14 protein-coding genes are annotated in these 26855 nt (G+C 53.2%); 5 read left to right on the top strand and 9 right to left on the bottom strand.

The window, feature by feature from the left end:
• Window positions 1-11: 11 nt before the first annotated feature.
• From ACS5NO_RS27050 to ACS5NO_RS27065, 4 genes are read right to left on the bottom strand one after another with little or no spacing between them, the layout of a single operon-like run.
• Window positions 12-2570, bottom strand: a complete 2559-nt coding sequence (locus ACS5NO_RS27050; RefSeq protein ID WP_439418020.1) for a HEAT repeat domain-containing protein — start codon at window positions 2568-2570, stop codon at window positions 12-14.
• Window positions 2545-3117, bottom strand: a complete 573-nt coding sequence (locus tag ACS5NO_RS27055; protein ID WP_439418021.1) for a GNAT family N-acetyltransferase — start codon at window positions 3115-3117, stop codon at window positions 2545-2547. Before ACS5NO_RS27055 ends, ACS5NO_RS27050 begins: the two co-directional genes overlap by 26 nt.
• On the bottom strand, window positions 3114-5777 hold the full coding sequence (locus tag ACS5NO_RS27060; RefSeq protein WP_439418022.1) for a TonB-dependent receptor plug domain-containing protein: 2664 nt from the start codon (window positions 5775-5777) through the stop codon (window positions 3114-3116). Before ACS5NO_RS27060 ends, ACS5NO_RS27055 begins: the two co-directional genes overlap by 4 nt.
• A gap of 6 nt (window positions 5778-5783) precedes the next feature.
• Window positions 5784-8951 (bottom strand): WD40 repeat domain-containing protein, encoded by a 3168-nt coding sequence (locus ACS5NO_RS27065; protein WP_439418023.1) that lies wholly within the window; start codon window positions 8949-8951, stop codon window positions 5784-5786.
• 573 nt (window positions 8952-9524) lie between these two features.
• On the opposite strand from ACS5NO_RS27065, the gene ACS5NO_RS27070 reads away from it, so the two are divergent.
• A complete protein-coding gene (locus ACS5NO_RS27070; protein ID WP_439418024.1) occupies window positions 9525-10292 on the top strand; it encodes a DUF2490 domain-containing protein in 768 nt (255 codons plus the stop codon).
• 112 nt (window positions 10293-10404) lie between these two features.
• Here ACS5NO_RS27070 and ACS5NO_RS27075 read toward each other — a convergent pair whose 3' ends face one another.
• The 5 genes from ACS5NO_RS27075 to ACS5NO_RS27095 all read right to left on the bottom strand — a co-directional run bounded on the left by ACS5NO_RS27075 (window position 10405) and on the right by ACS5NO_RS27095 (window position 19614).
• Complete coding sequence (locus tag ACS5NO_RS27075) at window positions 10405-12624, bottom strand: ligand-binding sensor domain-containing protein (RefSeq protein ID WP_439418025.1); 2220 nt, start codon at window positions 12622-12624, stop codon at window positions 10405-10407.
• A 118-nt stretch (window positions 12625-12742) separates the two neighbouring features.
• Window positions 12743-14962 (bottom strand): ligand-binding sensor domain-containing protein, encoded by a 2220-nt coding sequence (locus ACS5NO_RS27080; RefSeq protein ID WP_439418026.1) that lies wholly within the window; start codon window positions 14960-14962, stop codon window positions 12743-12745.
• Window positions 14963-14988: 26 nt separating this feature from the next.
• Entirely contained in the window at window positions 14989-16182 is a 1194-nt protein-coding gene (locus ACS5NO_RS27085; protein ID WP_439418027.1) for a sialidase family protein, read from the bottom strand.
• Window positions 16183-16186: 4 nt separating this feature from the next.
• Window positions 16187-17242, bottom strand: coding sequence for a polysaccharide deacetylase family protein (locus tag ACS5NO_RS27090; protein ID WP_439418028.1), 1056 nt, complete (start codon window positions 17240-17242; stop codon window positions 16187-16189).
• A 122-nt stretch (window positions 17243-17364) separates the two neighbouring features.
• Complete coding sequence (locus ACS5NO_RS27095; RefSeq protein WP_439418029.1) at window positions 17365-19614, bottom strand: ligand-binding sensor domain-containing protein; 2250 nt, start codon at window positions 19612-19614, stop codon at window positions 17365-17367.
• Between the two features lie 166 nt (window positions 19615-19780).
• Between ACS5NO_RS27095 and ACS5NO_RS27100 the strand changes: the two genes are divergently transcribed.
• From ACS5NO_RS27100 to ACS5NO_RS27115, 4 genes are all read left to right on the top strand, one after another.
• Window positions 19781-21175, top strand: coding sequence for a purple acid phosphatase family protein (locus ACS5NO_RS27100; RefSeq protein ID WP_439418030.1), 1395 nt, complete (start codon window positions 19781-19783; stop codon window positions 21173-21175).
• 180 nt (window positions 21176-21355) lie between these two features.
• On the top strand, window positions 21356-21895 hold the full coding sequence (locus ACS5NO_RS27105) for an RNA polymerase sigma factor (protein WP_150880523.1): 540 nt from the start codon (window positions 21356-21358) through the stop codon (window positions 21893-21895).
• Window positions 21896-22075: 180 nt separating this feature from the next.
• Window positions 22076-23116, top strand: a complete 1041-nt coding sequence (locus ACS5NO_RS27110) for a FecR family protein (RefSeq protein ID WP_439418031.1) — start codon at window positions 22076-22078, stop codon at window positions 23114-23116.
• A 128-nt stretch (window positions 23117-23244) separates the two neighbouring features.
• Window positions 23245-26841, top strand: coding sequence for a SusC/RagA family TonB-linked outer membrane protein (locus ACS5NO_RS27115; RefSeq protein ID WP_439418032.1), 3597 nt, complete (start codon window positions 23245-23247; stop codon window positions 26839-26841).
• Window positions 26842-26855 lie beyond the last annotated feature (14 nt).

Here is a 26855-nt window from a genome sequence, read left to right on the forward strand (position 1 = left end):
TATTGACACCATTAATGTACACTCACTTCCTCCACCGCAACGGCTTCGTTCCGGCTTATTAACAGCTCGGCTTCCGATTGAAAACCGGCTACCCGACTGGCAAGACGGCAGCGTTCTGAATCGGGCTGTAGCTGCAACATCCGGTGCAACTCCCCAAACCGGGTCGGATTCAGTTCTTTCAGGACAAAGAAAGCCGTTTCGGCGATCCGCTCCTCCGGTGACGAGACGTTGGCGACCAGAATGGTGGTCGGATCGGTTTCGTGCCAAACCAACAGTTCGCGAATGGCAACGGCTTTGAGTTCCGGCGTAATCTTGTTGAAATCCTTGTTGATAATGTCGTGCAGTCGGGCTTCCACCGACAACTGTTGCTGCGGGTGATTGACCGCGCTTCTCCGCAGTCGCTCGGCGAACGAGATGTCCGAAAAGAGCGGTAACACGCTGCCTTTCACCTCTTCGGGCAAAGCCGTAATGAGCAATTCGATCAGATAACCTTTGATTTCGTCGTTTTTTTGGGTGATCAACTGGCTGATCAGATCGAACCGGTTGTCGCCGTAGAGCGTGGCCAGCAGGTTGAAAACGTTGGGAACGATCCGGTTTTTTTCGTCCCGTAACGCATTGATGATCGGCGCATTCCGGGGATACGAGTCCAGATCAAGCCGGGCTGCCGTTAACCAGACCAGCAAGCCCACCTGCTCGTCAAGTTGCAGCAGTACATGGGGCCGTTCCAGGACGGTGGCGCGGTGGTTCAGGTGATTCAGTCCTTCAAACACTTTGTCGCGCACGATCTGAACGGGGTGGTTGATCCGCGCCCGCAAAAACCGCAAAGCCGCGTCGCCCCCCATTTCGTTGATCATCCCGACGATGTGTGCCTGTTGTTTTCCGGACAAATTGGCCTGACTGAAAAACCGGGCCAGCGACGGAATAACGGCATCGCCAACCGATAAAATCGCGGAGGTCGCCGTATCGCGATAGGATTCATCGAGCAGGTGTTCGAAGAGACGGGGCCATAATTCCGGTTTCCGCAACGCCCCCGAAGCCAGCAAAGCCGCCTTCCGAACAGTCGGATTTTCGTCGTACAACAACGTCTGTAAGTGCGTATAGGCATAATACCGCCCCGAATAGCCCAACTCCGTAGCCGCCAGTGCCCGGTCGTCGGGATTATCCGATTCGGCCAGCCGCACCATGCTGGAAAACGCCTGGGCCGAACTGAGCGAACGTTCAGCTTTGGGCCGAATCGTCGTGTGATCGATGGTATTTTTATACGCCAGCGTTGCCGACCGGATCACGGCGGCATTCAGGGTGGTGCGGTATTCGGATTGAATCCGGAAGGAAACCACCGCCCAGAAAACCAGAATTACCAGAAACAGATAGCTCAAATGAACGAGCGTTATGGCGCTGAAACTGGTCAGAATCAGTAACAAAACGCCCGGCAGAATACTTCCCAAGGCCTTCGGGCCACCCTCAATGCGGCTTTGGATCAGCGTCCGTTCGGCCGACGGAATGGGTTGAAACAGCACCTGAAAAGCCGGTTCGCTGATCGACCTCCGTACTGAACTCAGAAAAAAGCGGCTCAGGGCAATCAGCGCAAAAAACAGGGAGGTCGTTCCGTACACGGTGCCATAAACCGCCCCAACGGTGTAACTGACGAGCAAAGCAATGGGCAAGATCACAATACCGGCCCGAATGGAATACGCACTGATCAGTCGGTTATACAGGAATGACTTGATAATCAATTCAATCACGGCACAGATTCCAAAAAACATACCCAGAAAACCGGCGAGCAGTTCCTTGTTGGGGAAAATCTCTTTCGACAGAATCGTGAACATGAATTCGACGTAAATCAGGCCAAAAACCGTGAGCAACGCAATGATTGCCAGCATCGACTCATACGATTTACTCGCCATCGCACCGGTTTCGACCGGCTGAGTTGCGGCAACGGGCGAAGGCGGAGCCGTTGTTAGCTTTGGCTGGAAGCGTTTGTAGATGTAGGTCATCAGCAAGGCGCAGAGCACCAGCAACACCAGGGCCAGCACCAGCAAATCGTCGGTTGAAACGAAAGTCAGCAGAAGCGGTACCGATAAATAACTCAGGATCGACGCAATGACGTCACCCGTCGTGATGAAACTGAGCAGTCGTTTGCTTTGGCCAAAATTAAAAACCCGCCCGGCGGTGGCCCAGAACGTGATGCCGTGGATGAAGACAAAAACGCGGTTCCAGAGGTAGAGCACAAAATAAACCCATTTGTTATTCAGGCTACTGGAGGCCACCAGCAAACCGGCGACTGACAGGAGCATGAACGCCAGCAAATAGCCATTGACGCGCAGGAAAGACGCTTTTCGGCGGAGGTAGCGTACGCCCAGGCCGAGGACATAGACCAGCGATCCACTGGCAATGAAGGCCAGCGGCAATTGGGTACGGTTGAAATTGACCAGAAAAAGGGAGGTGGTACTGGCGAAAAACAGGGCGACCGCTCCTCCCATCAGCAGGGAGTAAATGACGAACAGCAACACGGTTTTGCCTTCGCCCGACTGGAGATTGAGAAATCTATAGACTAAGTCCCGCCGGAACATCCGCGAATTGTTTTTTAAGGTCGTATTGCATGAAAAACAGGGGCCAGTCGGGTCGTTCGGGGGCGTTCCGCAGTTCGCAAACCGTCGAAAAACCCAGCTTCGTCAAGGCTCTGATCCGAAAGTTGAGCTGCGTCGAAGCCACAATCACATCGACATTTTTCTTTTCGGCCATCCGGATGCGCGCCCGGTCCAGTTGTTCGGCAAACCCGTTTCCGCGAAACTGCGGGTCGATCACCATCCGACTGAACGACGCAATGGTCTGATTTTCAAACCGAAAGCGGCTTTCGTTTTTGGGCAGCAGAAACGAATACGGAGCGGTTTCGATGGTTTCGTGAATGTTCATCCGGGCAGCCGCCACAATGACACCGTTCCGGGTAATGACCCAGTGGTAAGCCGTCTGGTCGAGGGGCTCGATCCAGGTTCGATTGGAAAAGAAAAGGGGATTGGCTCCCGGTTCGTTGATCCAGGCCCGCACGCGAAGCACACCAATTTCGTCCATCCGATCCGGATACGTTACCTTTTCCAGACAGTACTTTTCAGCAATCATTGATTCCATGTCACAGGGCCCGACTCCTTGGGTTTAAGGGTGTAAAAAACCGCCAGCGACAGAATCCGGCGATCCATCAGGAAACGGGAAGCGTACGTAAAATTATCGGCTTCCCGGATTCCCGGAACATAATATTCCTTGTTGAGCAGGTTGTTCACCGACAGTTGCAGCGACAAGCCATTCAGCAAATTGTGGTAGGTAAGGTTCGATTTGAGTACCAGAAACGGGTCGAAACGCCGGGATGGGTTGTTGCTGCCCGCCGTTCCCGCACCGGTTTTTCGCGCACTGACGTAGTTGCCCGCCAGGTAGAAACTCAGCCGGGGCGTCAACTGGTAATCGGCACCGGCGTTGGTCATAAAATCGGCGATATCGCTGATGCGGAGTTTGGCGTCTTCGTCATACGGGTTCGTGTACGTGAAATTCCACCAGATGTTTAGTTTGGCAGACCGGTAACTGCCTTCGCCCTGCAATCCCCAGATCCGGCGTCGGCCGATGCCCTGAAACTGCTGCGTCATGCTGCCATTTTCCTGCATGACCTGGGCCGTTCCGACGGCGTTGCTGTAGTTGGCAAAATAACCGACCACATTGAATGACATTTGCTCTGTGGCCTGGAGGTAGGCGCTCATTTCCAGGTTGTTCACCCGTTCGGGCAGCAGCGTCGGGTTCGGCAACCGCCGGGTGGCCGTGGTGCCATATTTCTGCAAAAACGACGCATCCTTGAAGGCTTCAGCATAAATGGCCTTGAAAATCACTTTCCCCCGGTTATAAATGGCCGCCAGCCGGGGCGTTGCCACGGTGCCGTAACCCCCGCTGCTCCGAATCCGGTTGTTATCGACCCGTAAACCGCCCACCAGTTTCAGGTCTTTGAGCGGTCGGTAGGTGACCTGCGAATACACCCCGATGTCGTTGGCTTTGAAGTTGTTGCCCCCCGCCAGCCCGGACGCGTTGGCGACCGAACCGGTTTCGTCGGCAAAAGCCAGCGTCGAGGTGATGTAGTTGCCCTGAATCAACCCGCTCCGCAATTCAATGCCACCACTGACGTCGAGGTTGAATAAAGGACTCCAGAAAAGCCGGAGTTCGTTCCGAAACTGGGTCGAAATGCGGTATTGGTAAGTGGCTGTCGCCTTCGGAATCGAGTCTTTTTCCAGTTCCAGAAAACCGAGTCGCCCATTGTAATAGCCGTTGTAGGTCACCAGGTTCGTGCTGCCCTTAATCTCGTGCAGAAGGTATGACGAGATATTCATGATCTGAAACTTATCGCTGAACGCCTTGTTGTAGGTAATCGAAAACGCCCGGTCCTGCGTCACCCAGCGCGGGTTCTTCTCCGTCGAAATCGTGGATTTGTTGGTATACCAGGGCGTGCCGCTCTCGTCGGTTTTCCAGTTCAGAAACGAAATGGTCAGGTCTTTGAACTCCAGTTTTCCCCGAAAAAACCAGTCGCGTTTGGTGTTGCTGAATCCTACTGCATTGCCGTTCAGGGTGTTGCCAAACAGATTATTATCCAACCGGGCGGCTCGTTGAGCCCCTTCGGGCGTCAGGCGCAGGGCCGTAGCCTTGCCATCCGGGGCGTAATCGACTTTGTATGAGGTACTGTTTGGATAGAGTTTGGTGAGGTTGGTTCGCTGGAGGTATTGCTGCGCCCGGTAATTGCCGGTGGCGTCGGTGCCAAGCTGGTCGAGCTGTCCGGTGTAATCTCCCGCCGTTCGGGCATCGAAATTCCATTCCGGGTAGTCCGACAAATCGCGTTCGCCGGATTGGTAAACGCGGCCCGTGACCGACAGGGCGACGTCCGCATTTTTGGCCGTCAGCACACCATCGACCTGATTCCGACCCAGCGCACCCGACCGGGCGTGACCGTTGAACGCCACCTGTTTGGCCGGTCCCGGCAGATTCCGGAAATTTTTGGTGATGATGTTGATGACGCCCATGAAGGCATTGGCCCCGTACAGCGTCGAAGCCGGGCCGTAAATGACCTCCACCCGTTCGATGTCCGACAAGGGATACTGGGGAGCGATCAAAACCGTGTTCGAAACCAGGTCATTCTCCTCCACCCCATCGATCAGAATCAGCGTCCGGTCGTTGGACGTGGAGCGATAGCCCCGCTGGTAGAAATTGGTCGAGCCGATGCCGTTGCCCCGAATGACGTCAAAACCGGGCAGATCGTGCAAAATGTCCTCCAGCGATTTATAACCCCGCTGCGCAAAATCCTTGCTGTTCAACACCGCCACCGTGGCCGGTACATACAACAGATTTTCTGCTTTTTTGGAAACCGACGTTACCTGTAAAATCTGTTCTTTCGATTCGCGAACCTGCTGAAAAAGCGTTTTGTAGCGCGGAGACGCCGAAAAATCGGGTTCAAATTTCGGATTGAGTGTCAGAAGCTGACTGATCGACCGCGCACTTTGCGGCAAAGAGTCAATGGCCAGGTAAGTCATCGACAGAATCTTGTAGGCCTGCACACGGGCATATTCGCTAAACCCCTTCTCGACGCAGGGATTCAGGAGCGCAAACACCTCATCGAAATTACCGGTCGCATACCGTTTTTCAGCTTCCGGGATCACAGCCGCTTCGTCGCAGTTGGCCTGCGCCAAGGTCGGCAGCCGAGCCCATCCCAGCAGCAAAAAACTCAGTATCAAACCAATCGGGTAAAATTTAGTCATGTACGGTTAATCAGGCTTCGTTTTTTCGTAGGGAATATCCTTCCCGATGTACTTCTCCCACTCCTCGGTGCTCAGATTGCGCTTTACTTTCCGGGCCAGTTCGGCATATAAATCCGCCGGGTCGATGTTGCGGATGCGCACCGTCCGGTCGGCCCCGCAGGCAATCAGCCGTTTGCCGTCGTTGCTGAACCGGATGGCCATCACCCAGGAGTCAAAATCATTGATGACGATGGGTTGCTGCTGTTTGATCAGGTTGTTGTAATCCCAGATGTGAATCGACCAGTCGGCGCTGCTGCTGGCCACCAGTTTGCCGTTGGGCGAGAAAACAATGTCGCTGACGGTGGACGAATGCCGCCCCGACAGGAGGTTTCCCACTGCTTCGGGGGCATTTCCGGTCAGTTTCCAGGCATAGAGCAGTCCGGTCGAGGTGCCGGTCAGAAGCTGCGTTCCATCCGGGCTAAAGGCCAGGGCCGTTACCCGGTTGCCAAACTGCCGACGGGCAATCACCTCCGGTTTTTTCGTCAGATCCGTTGCGTCGAAACTCAGAATCTGCCCGTTGTTCGAACCACACACCAACCGTTTGCCGTCGCGGGTAAGCCGGGCGCAGTAGATCGCAAAACCGGAACGGTTGTTCTGCAACGAATCGAGCCGGTTGGCCGCCGGTTTCCAGCTCCGAACCTGACCATCGCCACTGACCGAGATCAGCCGGGACGAACCATCGGCCGGCAACAACGCCAGCACCGGAACTGCATGAGCTTTGATAGCCGATGGAATAGCCTCCGGTTTTTCGGTATTCCAGCCGTACAGCCAGCCGTTTTCACTGCCGCCAAACACGGTTTTCCCATCCGGACTAACGGCCAAGGCCCGAACGCCATTGGCATTTCGGCGGGGTGTTTTCAAGGATACTGGCGCACGATTTAGTTCCCCGTTTGCCCACAGTTTAACCGTACCATCGTCGCTTCCTGTCGCCATCATCGGACTGTTGGAGCCGGGTTGCATCGCCACCGTTCGCACCACGTCGGCGTGAGGGCGCAGCACGGTATTGGCGTCCGATGACTTGGATAAGGCATTGAAAATATCCGGATTATCGGGCAAACCGCCGTTCTTCACGTTCAGGCGATAGGCTTCCAGGGCCAGCAAAGCCGGCAGATCATCCTGCGTGTTTTCGTTGAGTTGATACGATTGAATCGCGACCGTCCGGGCCACGGCTTTCCCCCGTTGCTGTTCGGCAAATTGCTGGGCCGTCTGCGCCACCGACCGCTGCGATTCGGCTTCTTTCTGCGATCCTTCCGCCCGACTTTTCTGCTGTTCTGCTTCTTTCCGAGCCTCCTCAGCCTGATGGCGTTGCCGCTGCGCATCATTCCGTGCTTCTTCGGCCCGCTGGGTCTGGGCCACGGCCAACTGGCGGGCGGTTTCGGCCTCCTGCCGTTTTAGCTCAACCGTCTGTTGGCCACGCACGGCAATCACCCGCTGTTCTTCGGTCAATCGCTTCTGCTGCTCGGCCATGATTTCCTGCTGCTCGGCGATTTTCTTCTGGGTAATGGCTTCCCGGGTTTGGGCTTCGGCACGGTTTCGCTCAAAAAGGGCAATCTTTTTCTCGGCAATCGCCGTTTCTTCACTCTGGAGGGCTTCCGTACGCAAAACCGCCGAAACGATCAGGAAGAAAAGCGAGATCAGCGAACCCACGCCCAGGAAAGCCGCAAAAAACCGCGCCCGTTTCAGTTCCCGTTTCTGCCGTTCTTCCTTGTTGCGGATTTCAAATTCGTATTGATTCCGGCTGTATTCCAGAAAGTTGACTGCCCGTTCGAGATACGGATCGTAGCGATTGGCCCAGGCCGGTGTCGGGCGGTTTTCGGCCAGCCACTTCAGGCCAATCTGCAACTCGGGGTTGACCCACAACCCGGTTTTTCCTTCGTGGTACAAGGTCGCCGATTGACTAACCTGCTTGTAAAATTTAGCCGAATCGGTTTCTTCCTTAACCCAGGTTTGCAGCCGTTCCCACAAAATCATCAGCCGTTCGTGGCTAATGTCGATGATCAGATCGGGGTCGGCGTGCAGGGCAATCGAAGGGGTTAAAAAGGCGACATCCCGCTCCCGAAACCGGTTCAGGACATCGATCAACAGGTATTGATTGACCCCCGAAATCTCGCTGATGGTCCCCACGGAAATGGGTCGGATCACGCTCGTGTTGCCTGCTCCCAGCACAATCAGCGCTTTGAACAGCTTTTCGGTTGCCAACTGGCTTTTTTCATCCGGCAGATTTCCGTACACCTCCTCGGCATGTACTGTGATGGCCTTCTGCATTGTGCCAATGGCTTCGTAATCAGACAGATCGATGGGATTATCGGTATTGCGATTGAGCTGCCAGTAGTTCCACGTCCGCATGAGCGCGTGTTGCAGAATCGGCAGTTGATCGGCCCGGTTTCCAAGGTCGGTGAGCAGTCGGGTGGTGAGTTCTTCGGAAATACCGGCCCCCATCACCTGAATCGGCGTCACGATGGCCTTCCGGATTTCGTCCCGGTTCATTTTGGGCAACAGATACGAACCGTGGTTGATGGCTTCCGTTAGCCCTTCATAATCCGTGCAGTCATCGAGGTAATCCGAGCGCATCGTCAGCACGACATACACCGACTCATTCTGCCGACGGCTCAACGCCAGAATCAGGTTGATGAACCCCGCCACTTCTTCGTGGCCGTCGTCGGTCGATTGGTATCGAAACACGTCCTCAAACTGATCGATTACGAGCAGCAGGTTCGCATTTTTGCACCAGTCCAAAAGGGCTTCGGGCTTGGTTCTCAGCCACGTTTCTACGTCTTCCGGTGAAAACCGTTCGGCAAACGGGCGGTTTTGCCGGGCAAAAGTCTGATGAAGCGCCAGGGCAAAATTCCGGTTCGGGGTTGCTTCGGGATTGAAAGAGACCACCTGCCAGGTCTTGAACGGAGCCGATGGCAGGTTGCTCGTCAGCAGTTGCGGAACCAGACCAGCCTTGACCAGCGACGATTTCCCGCTTCCGGACGAACCCACAATGGCTAGAAAATGCGCATCGGCCAGCCGCTCCTTTAAGTCGTGAATCTGGTTTTCACGTCCAAAGAACAGCCGGGAGTCTTCCGGTTCGAAACTTCGTAAGCCCGGAAACGGGTTTGCAAAAGCAACTTGATGGTACGTTTCAATCATTCCCAGTCACAGCGGACTCCTGACAGCCCGGTTGTCAATTTAGTGTCGGCCTTCGAAACAGCCATTCGCTTTCGTCCCAGGTGTGTGTGTTTTGTTGTTTATGGCCGATGGAAATGCTGTTTGAAGCAAATGTAGGGGGCCTTTTCCAAAAAGAGTGTCGCAATTATCCCAACCACTATCGCATTTGTACCAAAAAACAACTCAATTTACGTTCAGAGCCGATTGTTACCAAAAAAATGCATGTTTTTACTTAGTAATCTATCATTCGGTAGAAATCAGGCAAAAATCTGAGTAAAAACCGCTATTGATCTCCCTCACTACCAGTCCAAAAAGTGAATCCATTTAACATTCGTTGCCAAGGCAAAAAAAAGAACTCCTTATACTCAATGTTGCCACAAATAACGTACCAGTAACCGGGTTCAAAAACCAAGCTGTTTCGCGGAGTGGAGCGGAGATAAATAAGAGTGAAGCGGAGTTTAAACCCCTTCTCCGCGTTACTCTGCGAAACAGCTCTTTACTTTTTAATCCTACTGAATGGCTCAGCCTTTATGGCTTCGGATTGGTTCTACAAAGATGAGTCTACGAACGCTTGGGTGGGTATCGGTATTCTGGCTGGTATCGATTGTCAGTTTTGGTCAACAGAAGCGCATCATCGATCGCAATCCCATCGGTTGGTTTGTTTATACCGGCGATCACAAGCTGAGTGAAAAGTGGTCGCTCCACACGGAATATCAATGGCGTCGCATCCAGTATGTGAGAACCTGGCAACAGTCGCTGGCGCGGTTGGGAGTCAATTACAAGCTGACCGACAAAGTCCAGCTCGGAGGTGGTTACACCCATTTTGTAACGTTTCCCTACGGCGATCACCCGGTGGCCGATCAGGGTGTGCCTACGCCGGAACATCGGCTGTATCAGGACATTCAAGTGGACGACACCGTTGGCCGGTTGCTGCTCTCACACCGATTTCGGTTCGAGGAGCGTTGGCTCAGTCAGATTGCCGAAACCGGCTCCCGGCGCATCAGCGGTTGGAACTATGAAAACCGGGTCCGGTATCAAATTGCCGTTGAGTTGCCTCTGCAAGGGGTCACTATCGACGACAACGAATTTTACCTGACTTTTTTCGATGAGCTATTCATCAGTTTTGGCAAAAATGCGGGGGTCAATATTTTCAACCAAAACCGGATTCTGGGCGGTTTGGGCTACCAGTTCTGGGACCATTTCAAGCTGGAACTGGGGTATTTGAATCAGATCACGCAGCACGCGGAAACCGACCCGGTGTCTGGCAACCCGGTTTTTGAGTTTAACAAGGGGTTCCGGGTTAATGTGGTATTTGATTTTTAATACGAGTTGTGTCGCGGAGTTGAGCGGAGGAAAGGGGAGTTAAGCAGAGTAAAAGAAAGTAAAAATAACTCTGCTTAACTCCCCCTTCCTCCGCTCAACTCCGCGACACAACTCATTTTACCGGTGCGGAGATGACGCCCAGATAACGCCCCATCCAATACGGCAGCAGGAATGAATCACCGGCGCTGAGTTCACTCATGCCGTTGCCGCCGGGCCGGTCTAGTTTGAAGAGGTTGCGGTTGTGCTTGAGTTCCGGGCGCTCGTCGGGTGGCAGAACGGAGGTGGTGGTTTGTTCGCGGAAGTTTTCCGGCACAAATTCGAGATCTTTCCGGTGGCTGTTCACGACGCTCCACTCGATCATGTCCAGCGGAAACTCCTGCAAATGCCAGATGCTTTCATTCAGATCGAAGGCGTTGGCACCCGTCGATGCATAAATAAAGTTCCATAGGCTGTTTTTCTCGGGCCGTTCAAATTCCCAATGTTCTTTGATCGTGGCCCCGAACTGGGTTTTCAGTTTCGAGTCAAACGCGTAACGATACAGGCTCTCGTACGCCAGAAAATACATTTCGTCGTCGGAGTGATTCCACTCTTTCGAGAGCATCTTGGCCCAGTCGCTGGCGTTTTCCGGGGTTTTTCCGATCTCGCCCATCGGCCGCAGCAGGTTTTCAAGGTAGCCGTGTTTCTGCATCAACTCATACGCTTTCTCCTTGTAAATTGGTTTTTGGGTAAAATGATAAGCCGCCTGCAAAAACGCGATGATGTTGGAGGAATTGATTTTTCGGTCGCCCACCATCGTCGGAAAACCGTTCACATAATCCGGATGCCATTTTCCCCAAAGCGTCGGTTTGCCGTCAAAATCAATCAGATACCAATTATTGTTGATGATGTTTGTCATCAGTTTATCGATCAGGTCGATGGCCCGTTTGCGGGTAGCGCCGTCCGTTAACTCGGCAATCTGGGTGAGGGCGAAAAATTGCCCGACGGTCTGATCGCTGCTGGTCGTGCCACGCCAGTCCCAGTTACCGTCTTTGGCGTGGGTCCAGCCGTTGGTTAAACCGCCGTCCCATTGTTCCGGTTTGAACTTGAAATACCCTTTCCGCTCGAAGCCCCGCGCGAAGTAACCCTTCATGCCGGTGATCGTAAAAAGCCGCTCCATCGCGTCGAATGACTCCATCCAATTTTGCTGAGCCTCGGGGTCGCCGGTTACTTTATGGCGATACAACTGGCTGACCAGATACATGGCCGTCCACAGATTGTCACTGTCGCGCTGGCCCATTTCGAAGGTAGACAAATCACCGTTTTTGAGCGTCGAAACGTCGCAGTTGAAACCGTAGCGGATGTGTCGTTGCCGCACCTGTTTTTCGTATACGAGCGATTTGTCGTACAGCGTCATCGGCTTGAACCGGATCTCGCCCAGCCCTTTGTTCGTCAAGAGCAGCACACTATTTTCCGGGCCTTCTGAAATATGAATAATCCGATTTCCCGGCACCCAGCGTTCGCCGTAGTAATAATTAAATTTCCCATCTGGTCGCAGCATAAAGGCACCGAGTTTGGAGCCAAACCAGAGGTTGCCGTGCGCATACGAAATCGTGGTCAGATCCGTCACCGGAAGTTTCTTCTGCATCGGGCCAACGGGTTTATTCAGGGCCGGATCAAAAACCAGGTAGCCGTCGGGCGTTCCCAGGTAAAGCTGAGTTTTAACCAGTTCAAAACAAGTTAGTCCGGGTTGGCGGAACACGGTTTTCAGGGATTTGTCCGCTAGCGAAAACGCACTCACGGACTGTTCGCCCAGAATCCAGAAGCGGTTTTGAGCCGCTTCGAACCGGATGTCTTTCACCTGATCCGCTGCCAGTTTTCCCGTCCAGATCACCGCCGAATCCTGAAGCATTTTCAGTGTGGTGCCATCCGAAACCAGAAACGAAAACCGGTCGGCACCCGGACAGAAAATCCGGGCCTTCGGCAAACCGTGCCGCGCCAGTAGCTTCCCGGCCCAGGCATTGCTCAGGACGGTTTGATCGTCTAGGTATACGAATTGCTTTTGAGCAACGCCCAGACCTGTCAGCTTTTTATCGGCCATGGGTCGATATGCCTGAACCGGTTCCAGCGTTCCCGGATACTGAAATTGACCGCCGTTGGGTTGCAGCAATCCTTTGGCCGAGAGCACCTGAATGACGCCGTTTCGATCCGCGAAAACCCGGGAGAGTGCGAGCGTCGTGTCTTTCAGATAGTGCTTGACGCTGTAGTCTTGGGTATAAGGAATATCCTGATAAACTGATTGTTGTGCCGTTGATCGAACGGAAATCAGGATAATGAAAAAGAGTAAGTTCTTCATGACATCAAAAGAGTTATTTCGCAGAGTTAAGCGGAGTAAATCAGAGTTACACAGAGAAAAAACTCTGATAAACTCGGATAAACTCTGATTTACTCCGCTTAACTCTGCGAAATAACTTCTACTTCAAGGGTCCACTGATTACTCCCAGATAACGCCCCATCCAGTAGGGCAGCAGCCAGATATCACCCGCGCTATTTTCCGAGCCGCCACTCCGGCCTTTGCGATCCAGATTGAACATGTTGCCGTTGTGCCGTTGGATGGGCCGCTCGTCGGGGGGCAGCACTTCCTTCGTCGTTTGTCTGCGGAATTTTTCCGGCAGCAGTTCGATGTCTTTGCGGTGGCTGTTCTGAATCGACCAGTCGATGAGGTCAAGCGGGTGTTCGCGCAAATACCAGGCGGCTTCGTTCAGGTCAAATTCCTTCGTGCCGGTCAGGGCCGTGAAGATGTTCCAGGCACCCTCCTTTTCGGGCCGTTCCGCCTGCCAGTGGTCAATGATCTGCTGCTTGTATTTAGCCTTCAACGTGTCGTTCAGCGCATACCGATACAGTCCCCAGTAGCCAACGAAATACATCTCGTCGTCCGAGTGATTCCAGCCATCCGACATGTGTTTGGCGTGTTCGTCCGCATCCGCAGGGGCTTTTCCGATCTCGTTCATCGACCGCATCTGGTTGGTCAGATAGCCGTGTTTCTGCATCAAATCCAGGAGCTTCTTTTTGTACTTTTCCTTTTTCGTGAAGTGGTAAGCGGTTTGCAGCATCGCCGTAATGTTCGACGAATTCAGCTTCCGGTCGCCCACATTGGTCGGGAACGAATTGACGTAGGCCGGATTCCATTTGCCCCACATCGTCGGTTTTCCGTCGAAATCGATGAGGTACATGTCATGGCTGATGATGTGACTCATCAGCGTGTCGATGAGCGTGATGGCCCGGCTTTTCAGGTTTTTGTCGGGAATCAGTTCGGCCATTGCGCCAAAGGCGAAAATGTGACCAATCACCTCGTCACTGCTCGTGGTCGATTTCCAGTCCCACTCCTTATCACTGGCGTGTTGCCAACGCTCCGAATCGGAGAGTTCCTTCATATGCCCACTGCGTTCGAACGATCGGGCCGGAAAACCCGGCACCGGCGTGATGGTGTAAAGCCGCTCCATGGCATCGAGCGACTCCCGGCAATTTTGCAACGCTTCCGGATCTTTGGTAGCGGCATAGCGGAAAATCTCCCCGCCCAGATACATGGCAGTCCACAAACCGTCGTTGTCGGAATCGTCCAGATACCCCGTCGCCAGATTGCCTTTTTCCATCCGGTCCAGCGTCGAATTGAATCCCACCCGAATATGGCGACTCCGAACCTGATTGTCAAAAAAGACGGCCTTGTCATAAAGCGTCATCTGTTTGAAACAGATTTGCCCCAAACCGGCTTTCGTCAGAATCAACACTGAGTTTTTGGGGCCTTTCGAAATGTGCGTGACCTCATCGCCCGGTAGCCAGCGTTCGCCGTTGTAGTAATCGAACTTGCCATCCGGCTTTAGCGAAAATGCCCCTTTGGTCGAACCAAACCACAGTTTCCCGTCCACTTCCGCCACGGCAGTAATGTCGGTCCACGGCAATTTCCGGCGAATGGCTCCCACCTGCTTTTTCGTGGCCACATCGAATTCCAGGTAGCCGTCGTTCGTTCCGACAATGACTTTTTTGCCCTGATTTGTCACATCGAAAGCCGTGAAACCGGCTCCATCCAGCACTTTCGTCAGTTTTGTACCCGAAACCGACAAGGTGTACAACGATTTTTTACCCAGAATCCAGAACTGATTCGCGCCGGGCTGGTAGCGAATCGCCACGGTTTCATCACCCGGCAAACTGCCTTTCCAGAGGCTTTTCGAATCTTTCAGCAAATTTAGGGAAGTGCCGTCGGATACCAGAAACGTAAAATCCGGTCCGCCCTGAAAGAATTTGGCATTCGGGAGACCGTGTCCTGAAAATAACTTCCCTGCCCAGGCATTGGCAAATACCACCTGATCGCTGAGGTAAACGAATTGCTGCTGATAGCTGCCCAAAGCCGTGAGCTTTTTGTCCTTCATAAACCGGTAGGTATTGTCGGGTTGCAGGGTACCCGGATAGAGAAACTGACCGTCGTGCGGGTGCAGCAAATCGCCTTTGGAAGTCAGAATCTGAATGGCACCGTTGCGGTCGGCCTGCGCTTCCAGCAAGTCGCCATTGGGCTTGTCCGCATAAAATTTAATGCTGTAATCCTGCCAGTAGGGTTTGTCCTGGTAAACCGGCTGCGTCTGTGCGTAACCAACGCTGGAGAAAATGACAAAAAGAAAACTGTAAAGTGGTGTTCGCATAAAAATTGGGGATTTTGCCCACTCCGTCAGCGGTCGGAGACCCTGACAGCGGTGGGATTGACAACTACATATTTGATTGATTTCCGGCCTTTTTCAAGATGATAGGAATACGTCAGGTGAATCAGCCCGTCCGGCGTCTGAATCATCGACGGATAGGAAAAACCGCCCTGGCCGGGTTGTTTGTCTTCGATCCGGGTCTTCCATTTCCAGGTTTTCCCTTCGTCGTCCGACAAAAAAAGGCTCAGCCGGTGGCGTCCGTCGTCGATGTCATTCCCGAAAAACGCCCATTTCCCATCCCGGAGCCGGAGCAGTTCGACACTGGCGGTATTGGGAATATCAGACTTCACGGTAGCCGTCCAGCTTTCGCCGTTGTCGGTCGATTCGCTGATGTGAACCCGGCTGGGCTGATCACCACTGTCGCGCATATACGCCACAATGCTTCCGTCGCGCCGTTGCGCCAGCGCTGGTTGAATCGGTCCGCGCCCCACAATCGGCAGACTGGGGCGCCAGGTGGTTCCGTCGTCGTCGGAGATGGCAACCATCGACAGATTCAGACCGTCGGAATACAGCGGCAGCACAATCCGGCCCGTTGGCAGCAGCAGCGGTTTGATGCGCGTCATCCAGCCGGTACTGCGTTTGCGCAAATCGCGGCTGGCTTCAATAATCATATCGTCGTATTTTGGCGCATATTCGGCCCAACCGGCAGTATTTTCGGGTAGCTTCTTGAATTTTATGGCCACTTCCTTTTCAAACCGCTCGTCTGGTTTTAGCAGCATGTTATCCTGCCAGTTCCAGACCGGCGCAGCGGGTTTGGCGTAATCAACGGCGGTTTTGAACCGCAGAATCGAATGCTCCCAGCGGTTGGCCTGAACGGCAATCCAGACCAGAAAAAGCTTATTCTGCCGGTTTAGGAACAGCACGGGATTACAGTCCGGCAAACCGGGGGTGTCGGCCATCAGAAACGGTTCGCTCCAGATTTTCTGTCCTTTTGTCAGACGCGCGCCCATGATCCGCACATCATCCGCCGTGCGTTCTCCGCTGCCCTGAAACCAGGCCGCCAGAAAATCGCCGTTGGGCAGGGCAACGAGGCTACTGCCGTGAACGTGCTCGTTCTGATACGGAAAAATCAGTTCTTCCCGAACAACGGATACGGACGACTGGGCCAGCAACCCGTTTGTTACCAGCACAAAAGCCCACAAAACCGCACGAAGTTTCTTCATGGTTTTACTTAATCGCTTTCCGGCGTTGCATCATTTCTCGCCAAGTCGTCAGCACGATGCCTTCGGATTCGATAAACGCTTTCAGTTCGGGGTCCATCATCGACAGCATGTCGGCATACCGCGAACCGCCGGAACCGCTGATGTATTTGAAGGTTTCGTTCAGGTCGTTGCTGTGGATGATGATCATGGCTACGCCCGGTTTCATTTTTGTCAGGATTTCCTTAAACCGCTTCGTTTTGTATTTCCCCCAGGCTTCCGGACTCGGATCTTTCACGTCTTTCGGTTTCCACTGTCCAGTATCGGCGTAGAGATCATCGAGGACGGGCAACCCCGCTTTCCAGATTTTTTCACCGATCGCCGGGGCTTGTTTAAGTGACTCCGGAATGGGCAGATTCATGCCTTCCCGGTATTTGCCTTCCGCCTTCAGTTTGTCGATTACCGGCTGAATTTCGCTGTCGACCAGCAGCGTGTTGTTGCCACCGGGAAACATGATCGGAATGCCGTAATCGACACCCACTTTAATGTATTTTTCCAGGAAAGCCGGGGTGGCAAACAGCGTCCCCATGTGCGAATCGAGGTGCGTCGGTTTCAGGCCCATGGTAATGGCCCGGTCGATCTGCGCCCGCATTTCCAGTTCCAGCTCGTCGGGTTTGGCGTGCTTCACCACGTCGGCGACTTCCGGCCACAAGGCACCTTCTGAATCGGTCAGGCTAGGCACCTGTTTGATGCCCGCCAACGGCGACCAGCGGTAGTCTTTCCATTCGGAAGTGAGCGTCAGGTGAATACCGGCATCGACCGTCGGGTTTTTCAGAACGTATTTGATAAAACTGGCCGACCACGCACACGGCATCATGATGCTCGTCGAGGTTGCTACGCCCTGCTCGATGGACTTGATGGTTCCCTGATTGGCCGACAGAAACATACCCGCATCATCGACGTGGAAGATGACAATTTTCTTGCCCTTCGGGTAGCCAAGCTGCTCGGCGTAGGTGGTTTTCGGCTGCGCGACCCCGTAGGAACTAGTTACCAGAACGAGGATGCTTGTTAGTAATTTGTTCATATCGTTAAAATTTATTGTTTCGCGGAGTTAAGCGGAGGAAAAGGGAGTTAAGCGAAGTTTTATTAAAGAAAATTCTCTGCTTAACTCCCTTTTCCTCCGCTTAACTCCGCGAAACAACCCTCTCATTCAATCATTTTCAAATACCGCCCCATCCAATACGGCAGCAACCAGAAAACCGGTTCGCGTTCGATGCCGGGGTCACCGTTGATGGCCGACCACGGGTTTTTGTCCCAACGGACGACGGTTCGGATGCTGGCGGGCGGCAATTCATTGATCTGCAATTCATCCAGAACCGGGTGTCGCGAAATCCGAACGTCTTCCCGCTTCGTGTGATCGAACGGCCAGTTGACCAGATCCAGGGGTGTATCGACCAGAAAATCCACGGATGCCGCCAGCTCGGTTTTTGTATTTCGTGCATAGCAATAAAAGAAATTGACGAGCGGATTGCGGTCATTCCGACGCCGTTCCATCCACGCATCCATGTGTTTTTCGTAGAATTCCCGCAGTTTGGGATCTTTCTCGCATTGGATCAGAATCGGATAGACATACGCCTGCAACATGACGTCGAAATAGATGAACCAGGCCGGATTCTGCTGCGCAATCTGCGCCATGTTGTCGAGGTAATGCTCCTGATCGATGAGCCGCCGGTATTCTTTTTCGTACTTCGCCTGACCCGTGACGTGGTGCGCCAGCTTCAGAAACGACAGCATTTCCATCGAATTCTGGCTGCGGTCGGGCGTCCACTCGGGGTCGTGATTCAGTTGCTCCGGCGACCAAACCGCCCAGCGCGTCGGCTTGCCATCGACATCGACCAGGTTGTAATTGTGTTTGATCAGATAGTCCACAATCCGGGCGATGTGCTGGCGGACGACGGTTTTTTCGGCCTCATCCGCCACCAGTTCATAATACAGGTAGTAGCCAATCATGTGGCCGCACAGTTCATCGCTGCTCGTGTCGCCTTTCCAGAGCCACTTTCCATCTTTTGATTTCCGCCATCGGGTTTCGACGGGTTTGAAACGCGGTTCCTTCACCAGTTCGTCGGCCCGTTCCCGTGCTGTGAAGGTGCGGTTTCCGTCGTGAACGCTGGTCCAGCTAGTTGGCACAATGGTTCGGGCAAAAAAACCGTCGGTGTCCGTTACTTCCTGCAACAGTTTCAAAAACCGGAAAGCTTTGGCGGCCTTCGCCTTTGCGTCCGGGCTTTGGGTGGTGGCATACCGGAAGCATTCCATCGCCAGGTAGTTGCCGGTATATTCGCCGTCGTTGTCGTCGTCATCGGGTGCCCAGGTCGTGGTGTCGCCGGGCGTCAGCAACTTGCACTGCCCCGCAATCCACGGTTCGCGGATGTGGCGTTTCATCAGGACGTCGTAGAAATAATCGTTCTTTTGCGCCAGATTCATCTTCCGTTTTTTGATCGCACTTACCCCCTTCGCCGTGGCAATCCAGGCGTTTCCGGCGGCATCGAACGCCAGGTCGTTGACGTGATCGTCGAGCAACCAGCGTCGGCTAAACCGCAGCGAATGACGGCCATCGGGCTGATACCGTACGACCCCCATCTCCGTTCCCACCCACATCGACCGGTCGGGCGATTGTTTGACGCAGGTGACAAAATTGGACGGAATACCTTCTTCCTGCCGCAGCGTTTTCACTTTCTGATGCTGGTTCAGAACGGTCACACCCCCCAATCCACCCGCCCATACGTTTTGCGCCGAATCGAAGGCAATTCCCTTGATGTAGGCACTGATCAGGTGATCGGTTTTGTAAAGATGCACCGTCGAGTCGGCCTGGCTGTGGTACAACCCCACATCGGTGGCCACCCAGATACCGCCCTTCCGATCCGAGATCACATCCCGAATCGAGCGGGCTATCGGGTATTTTTTGGGTTGCCAGCCCGTAGCCGTATGAAGCCAGACGCCGTGGGGGCCGAGTGCATAAACGCCTTCGCTGGCGGCACAAAGCGCAGAAATGGGCGCGACCGACCCGTTCATCCGCTCCAGTTTCTGGTCTTTAACCCGATACACCCCATTCCAGGTCCCGAGCCAGACCGCCGAATCGCCAGCCACTTCGACGGCAAAAGCCGGGCCCTGGTCGGCTTCCGTCATCACAGGGGTCCAGGTGTTTTGGTCGGCTTGTTTCCTGAAAACACCGGCGGCCGTAGCGACCCAAACCGTGGATTCCCGATCAACAGCCACGCTGCGCACCTCGTTTTCTTCCGGTCGGGTGCCGATCGGATACGCTTCGTGGTATTCCTGCCAGAAAGCCGAATCCTGGTAAACGGCCTCTTCTTCCACGACCCGATCGCCCGATCCACACGACCAGAACAGACCGAATAACAGGTACAGCGGGAGGGTATAAAGATTTCGTTTTGGGTTCATGAACGATCCGGAACGGTTTCTGCTGTAGTATACTCCGCAATCGGAATTCCGGGCTATCGGGCCGGGGACGCAAATTTCAGCTTTTCTGAAAACCAAAAGATTAACACAGCGGTAATAGTCCTTTTCGCAATTTTGGCAGTATTTCCATTGGTAAAAATGAGTCCCTATGAAATTTCACCTGCCGTTTACCCTGCGCATTGCTTCTTTTCTATTCCTTTTCCAATCCTGCCTGCCTGCTCAGGCCCAGGAACACAAACCGTATCTGCCATCGGTTTATCCGGACCGGTTAACCCTGGGATGGCAGGACAACCCGGCGACTTCGCAGTCGGTCAACTGGCGAACCGATTCGACCATCACCAATGCCGTGGGTATGATTGCGGAAGCTGATCCTTCGCCCGAAGTGGCTGCGAAAGCCAGTACCGTTTCTGCGACGACCCAGGCGGTCAAGCTGGATGGCACCACGAAGCTGTATCATACCGTTCATTTCAAAAACCTGAAACCGGCCACGAAATACAATTACCGCGTAGGCAACGGCACCTACTGGACGGAATGGTTTCAGTTTACGACGGCCAGCGACAGCCCGGTTCCATTTTCGTTCATCTACTTTGGTGATGCGCAAAACGACATCCGCTCGCTCTGGTCGCGGGCCATTCGCGGGGCGTATTCCACCATGCCAAAAGCCGCTTTCATGATTCACGCGGGAGATCTGATCACGACCTCCAATGCCGACTGGCAGTGGGGCGAATGGTTCGAAGCCGGTGGCTGGATCAACGGCATGGTGCCGACGCTGGCCACGCCCGGCAATCACGAATATTTTAAGGATGATGACGAGCAGCGGAAGGTGTCGCGGCACTGGCGACCATCGTTTGTGCTGCCCGAAAATGGACCCGAAAAACTCAAAGAAACCGCTTATTACGTCGATTACCAGGGCACCCGGTTTGTTTCGCTGGATTCGCAGGGGGCCTTGCTCGACTCGACGGTTTTGGATCAGCAGGCCGACTGGCTCGTGAAGGTGTTGACCAACAACCCCAACCGCTGGACGGTCGTAACGCACCACCACCCGATTTATTCGACCAAAAGCGGACGCGACAACCAGGAATGGCGCGACAAAATGGAGCCTCTTTATAAAAAATACGGCGTCGATCTGGTGTTACAGGGGCACGACCACACCTACGGGCGCGGCCTGAACATGCCGCTGGGAAAAAGCCGGAAGTATCCCGACGGACCGGTGTATGTGGTGTCGGTTAGCGGGCCGAAGATGTACGACATCGGGTTGCAGGACTGGATGGACCGGGCGGCATCCAATACGCAGTTGTACCAGATCGTTTCCATCGACGGCGGGAAGCTGGCCTACCAGTCGTTTACGGTTACGGGCGAACTCTACGACTCGTTTGAACTGGCTAAAAATGCCAAAGGGAAAAACCAGCTTACCGATCGGTCGCCCGCGCTCAAACCCGAGCGACTCGACCTGCCGACCGAGTACCAGAAGCGATTCAAACCGGAACAACTGGAAGAATATAACCGGAAATACAAGGAATACAAAGCCCGAAAAAACCAGTAAATTCACCTAAAAACCGTCTTGCGCAAATTGAGGATAGATTTACGCATTTTGCGACGTATCTATCAAAAAAAATGACCAATTTTAGCTTAACAACAGCCAGTTGCTGAACAGGTCACACCATTGAAGAGAACGAGTACCCAATCGCCCGTAATTTTTAACGTTTCCTAATCTCCCACGACAATGGATTGTCTAAATGAACGTATTCTCCGCAGAGTGATCCAGGGCGATCAGGCTGCTTTTGCGGAGTTATATAAGTACTACCGGACACCGGCTCTCAAATTCTGCATCACGCTTCTGAAGGACGAAGAAGAAGCCGAAAACATGATTCACGAAGTCTTTATCAAAATCTGGGATCGACGCTCGCAAATTAACCCTACCCTTAACTTTACCTCGTATCTGTTTACCTGTTTGCGGAATATGGCCTTCGATCATCTGAAAAAGATGGAGAAGAACAACCAGCTCAAACAGCAGTACATGGAAAAAATGACAGCCGCCCGCGACGAAGAACTGGAAGATAAAGAAATGAAGTTTCAGCTCCTCTATACGGCGGTAAACCTGTTGTCTGAAAAACGGAAGCAAATTTTATTCCTCAACATCGAGGAAGGTAAATCTTACCAGGAAATTGCAGAAATGCTGATGATTTCAAAAAATACCGTTAAGAATCAGTTGGTAAAAGCGAAGCAGTTTCTTCGCGAAAAGGTTGACATGGCGGCTTTATAATCCGGCTTACTCCTATTCCCGGTTTTTGTTCAGAAAGCCATTCGACTCCCACCGTTCGAATGGCTTTCGACTTTTATACGCACCCGATTCAGACCGGTTTCATCAAAAATATTTCTCTGATCAATAGTCTTTTAGCAAGTCGGCACAGTATTATAGGCAACTTACCAAACTACCGATAGAATGGTACGGTCCCGCGCCGAATATTTGATTAACAAACTCATCAGCAACACGCTGACGGGGAAAGAATTGGATGAATTGCTGGAGGGGCTGGGAAAAGATGAGACACTACAGGAGTATTCGCCGATTCTGGAAAACTATTTCAATGAGCTGGTCGAAGAAGAACGTTCACCTTCCAACTCAGAACCGACTATAAAACCGGATGATGAGACCGCCCTCACGCGGTCAAAACGGACGTCGCTGCCGATTCGAACATTCTATACCGATTACCGGGGCATAGCCGCCTTCGTCACCCTCCTGATTAGTCTGGGCACCTTATATTACTTTTTCGCCACCGGCAATTCGACGCTCCCCATTGCCCTAAACCAACCCAAAACCGCCACTTTTGCGCCGAACACGCCCACCAAAGAAGAGGCCGTACCACGCGGAAAACGGAAAAGCCTGCGTCTGAGCGACGGCAGTGTGGTGAAACTCAATTCGGACACCAAAATACGGTTTCCGAATGCCTTCGGTCAGGCCGTCCGGACGGTTGCTTTGCAGGGAGAAGCTTTTTTTGACGTGGAACGGGACGAATCGAAACCGTTCGTCATTTCGGTGGGTGATCTCCGCATAAAAGTACTCGGTACGTCTTTTAATGTTAAGAATTATGACGATGAAAATGAGGTGGAAATAACCGTCCGATCCGGCAAGGTTAGCGTCAATCTAAATGCTGAATCATCGACACCCATTATTCTGATAAAAGATCAAAAATTAATCTATTCCAAATCGACCGAATCGTTCCGGATTACCGACGTCAATGCCGTACAGGAAAGCAGTTGGGTAAACGGTTCACTGCAATTCAATAATACGCCCATGATTTCCGTGGAGCGGACGCTGGAAAAGTGGTATGATGTCGATATTATCATTGAAAACAAATTACTTTATCAAACCTCATTTACGGGTGTTCACCTGAACGAAAGTCTTGATTCAATGTTAGAATCAATCACCTATGCGATTGATGCACAGTACGAAATTAACGGCAAAACCGTGATCATTCGAAATTAACAATATCATAAAAAGAGAAACGATGAAAATGAACGAAAACACCTCTTAATTTGATGTGGCAAGCGACTTTATGGATAAAATTAAATTCATTTTTATCTACAGATAATTCCTACTTAATTAATACTTCTATGAACTCGAACTCTATTATTCCACGAATGTTAAGGCATTTGTGTACAGTAGCACTGTTGGCGGGGTTGTGTTTCTCGGCAGCATGGGCAGATCGACCGGAAATCGATCTGGAAAACGTTAAAATATCCCTGGTCCGGGAGGAAGGATCGATCCAGAAAATCATCGGTAAAATTACCAAAATCACCGGTTATGTATTTCTGTATGAGGACAACTTGAAAAGTGAACTCGAAAAGCGTGTCAAAATCGAGAATGGCAACAATTTACAAAGCATCCTGGCCAGCATTTCCCAACAATCGGCACTGGAATTCAAAGCAGTAAACAAAAACATCGTCATTCGGAAACGTTCCGGCCAGCCATCGGAGCCGAGTGAGGTCAAGCAGGGCCGCAAAGTGAGTGGCCGGGTAACGTCCAGCGTCGACGGCGCTTCCCTGCCCGGTGTGAACGTGGTGCTGAAAGGCTCGCAAACCGGTGCCAACACCGACGGAAACGGCCAGTATACCATCGATGTAACGGGTTCAAATCCGGTACTGGTTTTTTCGTATATCGGTTTTGAGACCCAGGAAATTGCTGTCGGAAGCCGCAGCTCGGTTGACCTGACGCTGACCGAAAGCGGTGTAACACTGAATGAAGCCGTTGTGACGGCCCTCGGGATCAAACGCGAAAAACGGTCCCTCGGCTACGCTGTTCCTGAATTGAAAGGAAACGATCTTACCAATGTAACGCAGGAAAATGCCATGAACTCGCTGGCGGGTCGGGTGCCGGGGGTTGCCATTAACCAGACCAGCGGGGTGGGTTCCTCCATCAGCGTTGTGATCCGGGGAGCCAAATCTCTGACGGGCGACAACCAGCCGCTGTTCGTCATCGACGGGGTGCCGGTGGCCAACGGATTGAACAACCTCCGCTCCATGGGCGACCGCAACAACGTCGACTACGGGAACGCCATCTCCGACCTGAACCCGGAAGATATCGAAAGTATATCGGTGCTGAAAGGCCCCAGCGCAGCCGCACTGTATGGCTCACGCGCCGGGAACGGGGTTATTCTGGTAACGACCAAAAAAGGCACCAAAGGCAAAGGCGTCGGCATCACCTTCTCGACCAGCAATGTGTTTGAACGGCCCTACCGCTACCTGGATTTTCACTATAAATACGGCAACGGCGACCGCAATAACCGCCTGGACGAAAGCTCGGCCTACTGGGGTGGCCCGGCGCTCGATGCCGGCATCAACGCCGTTCAGTGGAACAGCCCAGTGGGTGCCGATGGCAACAAGGTGGCTACACCACTGGTGTCGTACAAGGACAACATGAAGAACTTCCTGGAAACCGGGATTACGTCAACCAATAACATTGCACTGGCGGGTTCAGGGGACAAAACAACCTACCGGATTTCGTTCAATAACATGACGAACAAGGGCCTGATTCCGAACTCGGACTTATTCCGGAATTCGCTGGCAACGGCGGTGGCGTTCGACATCAGCAAAAATTTCAAACTGAGCACGAACCTCAACTTCGTTCGGTCGAAATCGAACAACCGCCCTTCCACCAACAACCGGGGTGCTAACCCGCTCGAGGCTGTTTACCTCTATCCACACGTCGATGTTCGTCAATTGACCAACTATTGGGTGCCGGGGAGCGAAGGAATTCAACAGCGGTCGGTTTCTTCCAACGGCGATAACCCGTATTTTCTGGCCTATGCCCTCAACAACGGCTTTGTACGGGATCGCGTTTTCGGAAATATCAAACTCGACTGGACCATTTCGCCCGAACTGTCGGCTTACGCCCGGGTTTCGCACGACCAGTTTGCCGAAAACCGGGAAACCAAAATTCCCTGGAGCTACTCCCGGGGCCGGAATGGTGGCTATTACCTGCAGGACATTGCCCGGTATGAAACCAATGCCGACGCCATGGTGACCTACCGCAAGAAAATCAGCGATTTCGACTGGAGCATCTCCGGCGGTGGAAACGTCATGAAGCAAAATTACCGCGATTCCTACATGGGCGGAGCCATCCTGACCATCCCGAACCTGTACCGGATTTCCAATATTCCGAATACCGCCCTGCAATTCTCCAACAGCACGTACGAGAAGGCTATTTACAGTTTGCTGGGAACGGCATCGCTGGGGTTCAAAGACCAGCTTTACCTGGATTTGACGGCCCGGAACGACTGGTCGAGTACGTTGCCGGCCGCTAACCGCTCCTACTTCTACCCCTCGGCTTCGCTGAGCTGGCTGGCCAACTATACCTTCAACCTGCCATCTGAAATCTCATTGCTGAAATTCCGGGCCAACATCGCACAGGTCGGGAACGACACCGACCCCTACCGGCTGGTTCCGGCGTTGGGAACCGGTTCGTGGGGAAGCCTGATTACGACCAATGTGTCGGGAACTCTGCTGAACCCGCAACTGAAACCGGAAATTCAAACCTCGACTGAATTCGGGGTGGAATTGAATCTGTTCAATAACCGCCTGCGGTTCGACGGAACGTATTACAACGCCGAGAACAAAAACCAGATTCTGACCGTTACGACGCCCACCTCCTCGGGGTTTGGCAGCAAGCTGATCAACGCCGGGGCCCTGGTGAGCAAAGGCTGGGAAATCGTGTTGGGCGGAACACCCATCAAGAGTGCCAACGGCTGGAACCTGGATCTGAACGTCAACTTCACCCGCAACCGGACGACCATCAAGGAACTGGCACCGGGTATCGATTTCTACCAATTGTGGGACGACAACAACGGGGGTGCCTTCTCCTTCGTGGGTGAAGAAATCGGAAACCTCTACAGCCGGGGTTTTGCCACGGTGCAGGATGCCTCTTCGCCGTATTACCGCTGGCCAATCCTGACCCGCAACGGCGAATGGACAGCCGTCAATGACCGGGATAAGCGGGTGAAAGTCGGCAACTTCAACCCCCGGTTTATGATGGGGATGCAGGCATCGCTTTCCTACAAACGCTTTACGCTGAATGCCAGCTTCGACTGGCGGAGCGGAGGCAACTTCCAATCGTATACCTACCGCTACGGCGAGTCGGACTGGCGGTCACAACGGCAGCTTGACAACCTGATTCCGGGTGGAACGATGTCATCGACGGACCTGGTAAACCTGCTCAAGTCGGATCCGGAAAAATACATCATCCCCGAAAACGGCAACTTCCCGCGCGTCGGGGGGCATACGCAGGCAACGGGTGGTATGGGCTTCGATTCCAACGGCGACGGTGTGCTTGAATACGACGGCGGTTTTATTCCGGGCGTAATCCAGAATGCCGATGGCACGTATACCGAACACCTGGGCGGCACCGGCACCAACATTTACCCGATCACCGACACCTACCCCTGGAGCTTTAACCAGCAGATCACCTTCGACGCTTCGTTTGTCAAACTGCGGGAAATCTCCCTGGGCTACAACATTCCGAAACTGTTCGGACTGCGCAATGCCAACATTTCGGTCTATAGCCGGAACATTATTCTGTGGACGGCGGCTAAAATCGGGATCGATCCCGAACGGGCTTTCCAGGCCGATGGTGGCCGGTTCCGTCAAGGCATCGAATTGCAGAACGTCATGCCGTGGACCATTCCGGTTGGCTTTAAAGTAGGCTTCAGTCTGTAATCGTAACAACATCT

Source organism: Larkinella fluvii, assembly GCF_051857545.1.
Lineage (GTDB): Bacteria > Bacteroidota > Bacteroidia > Cytophagales > Spirosomataceae > Larkinella.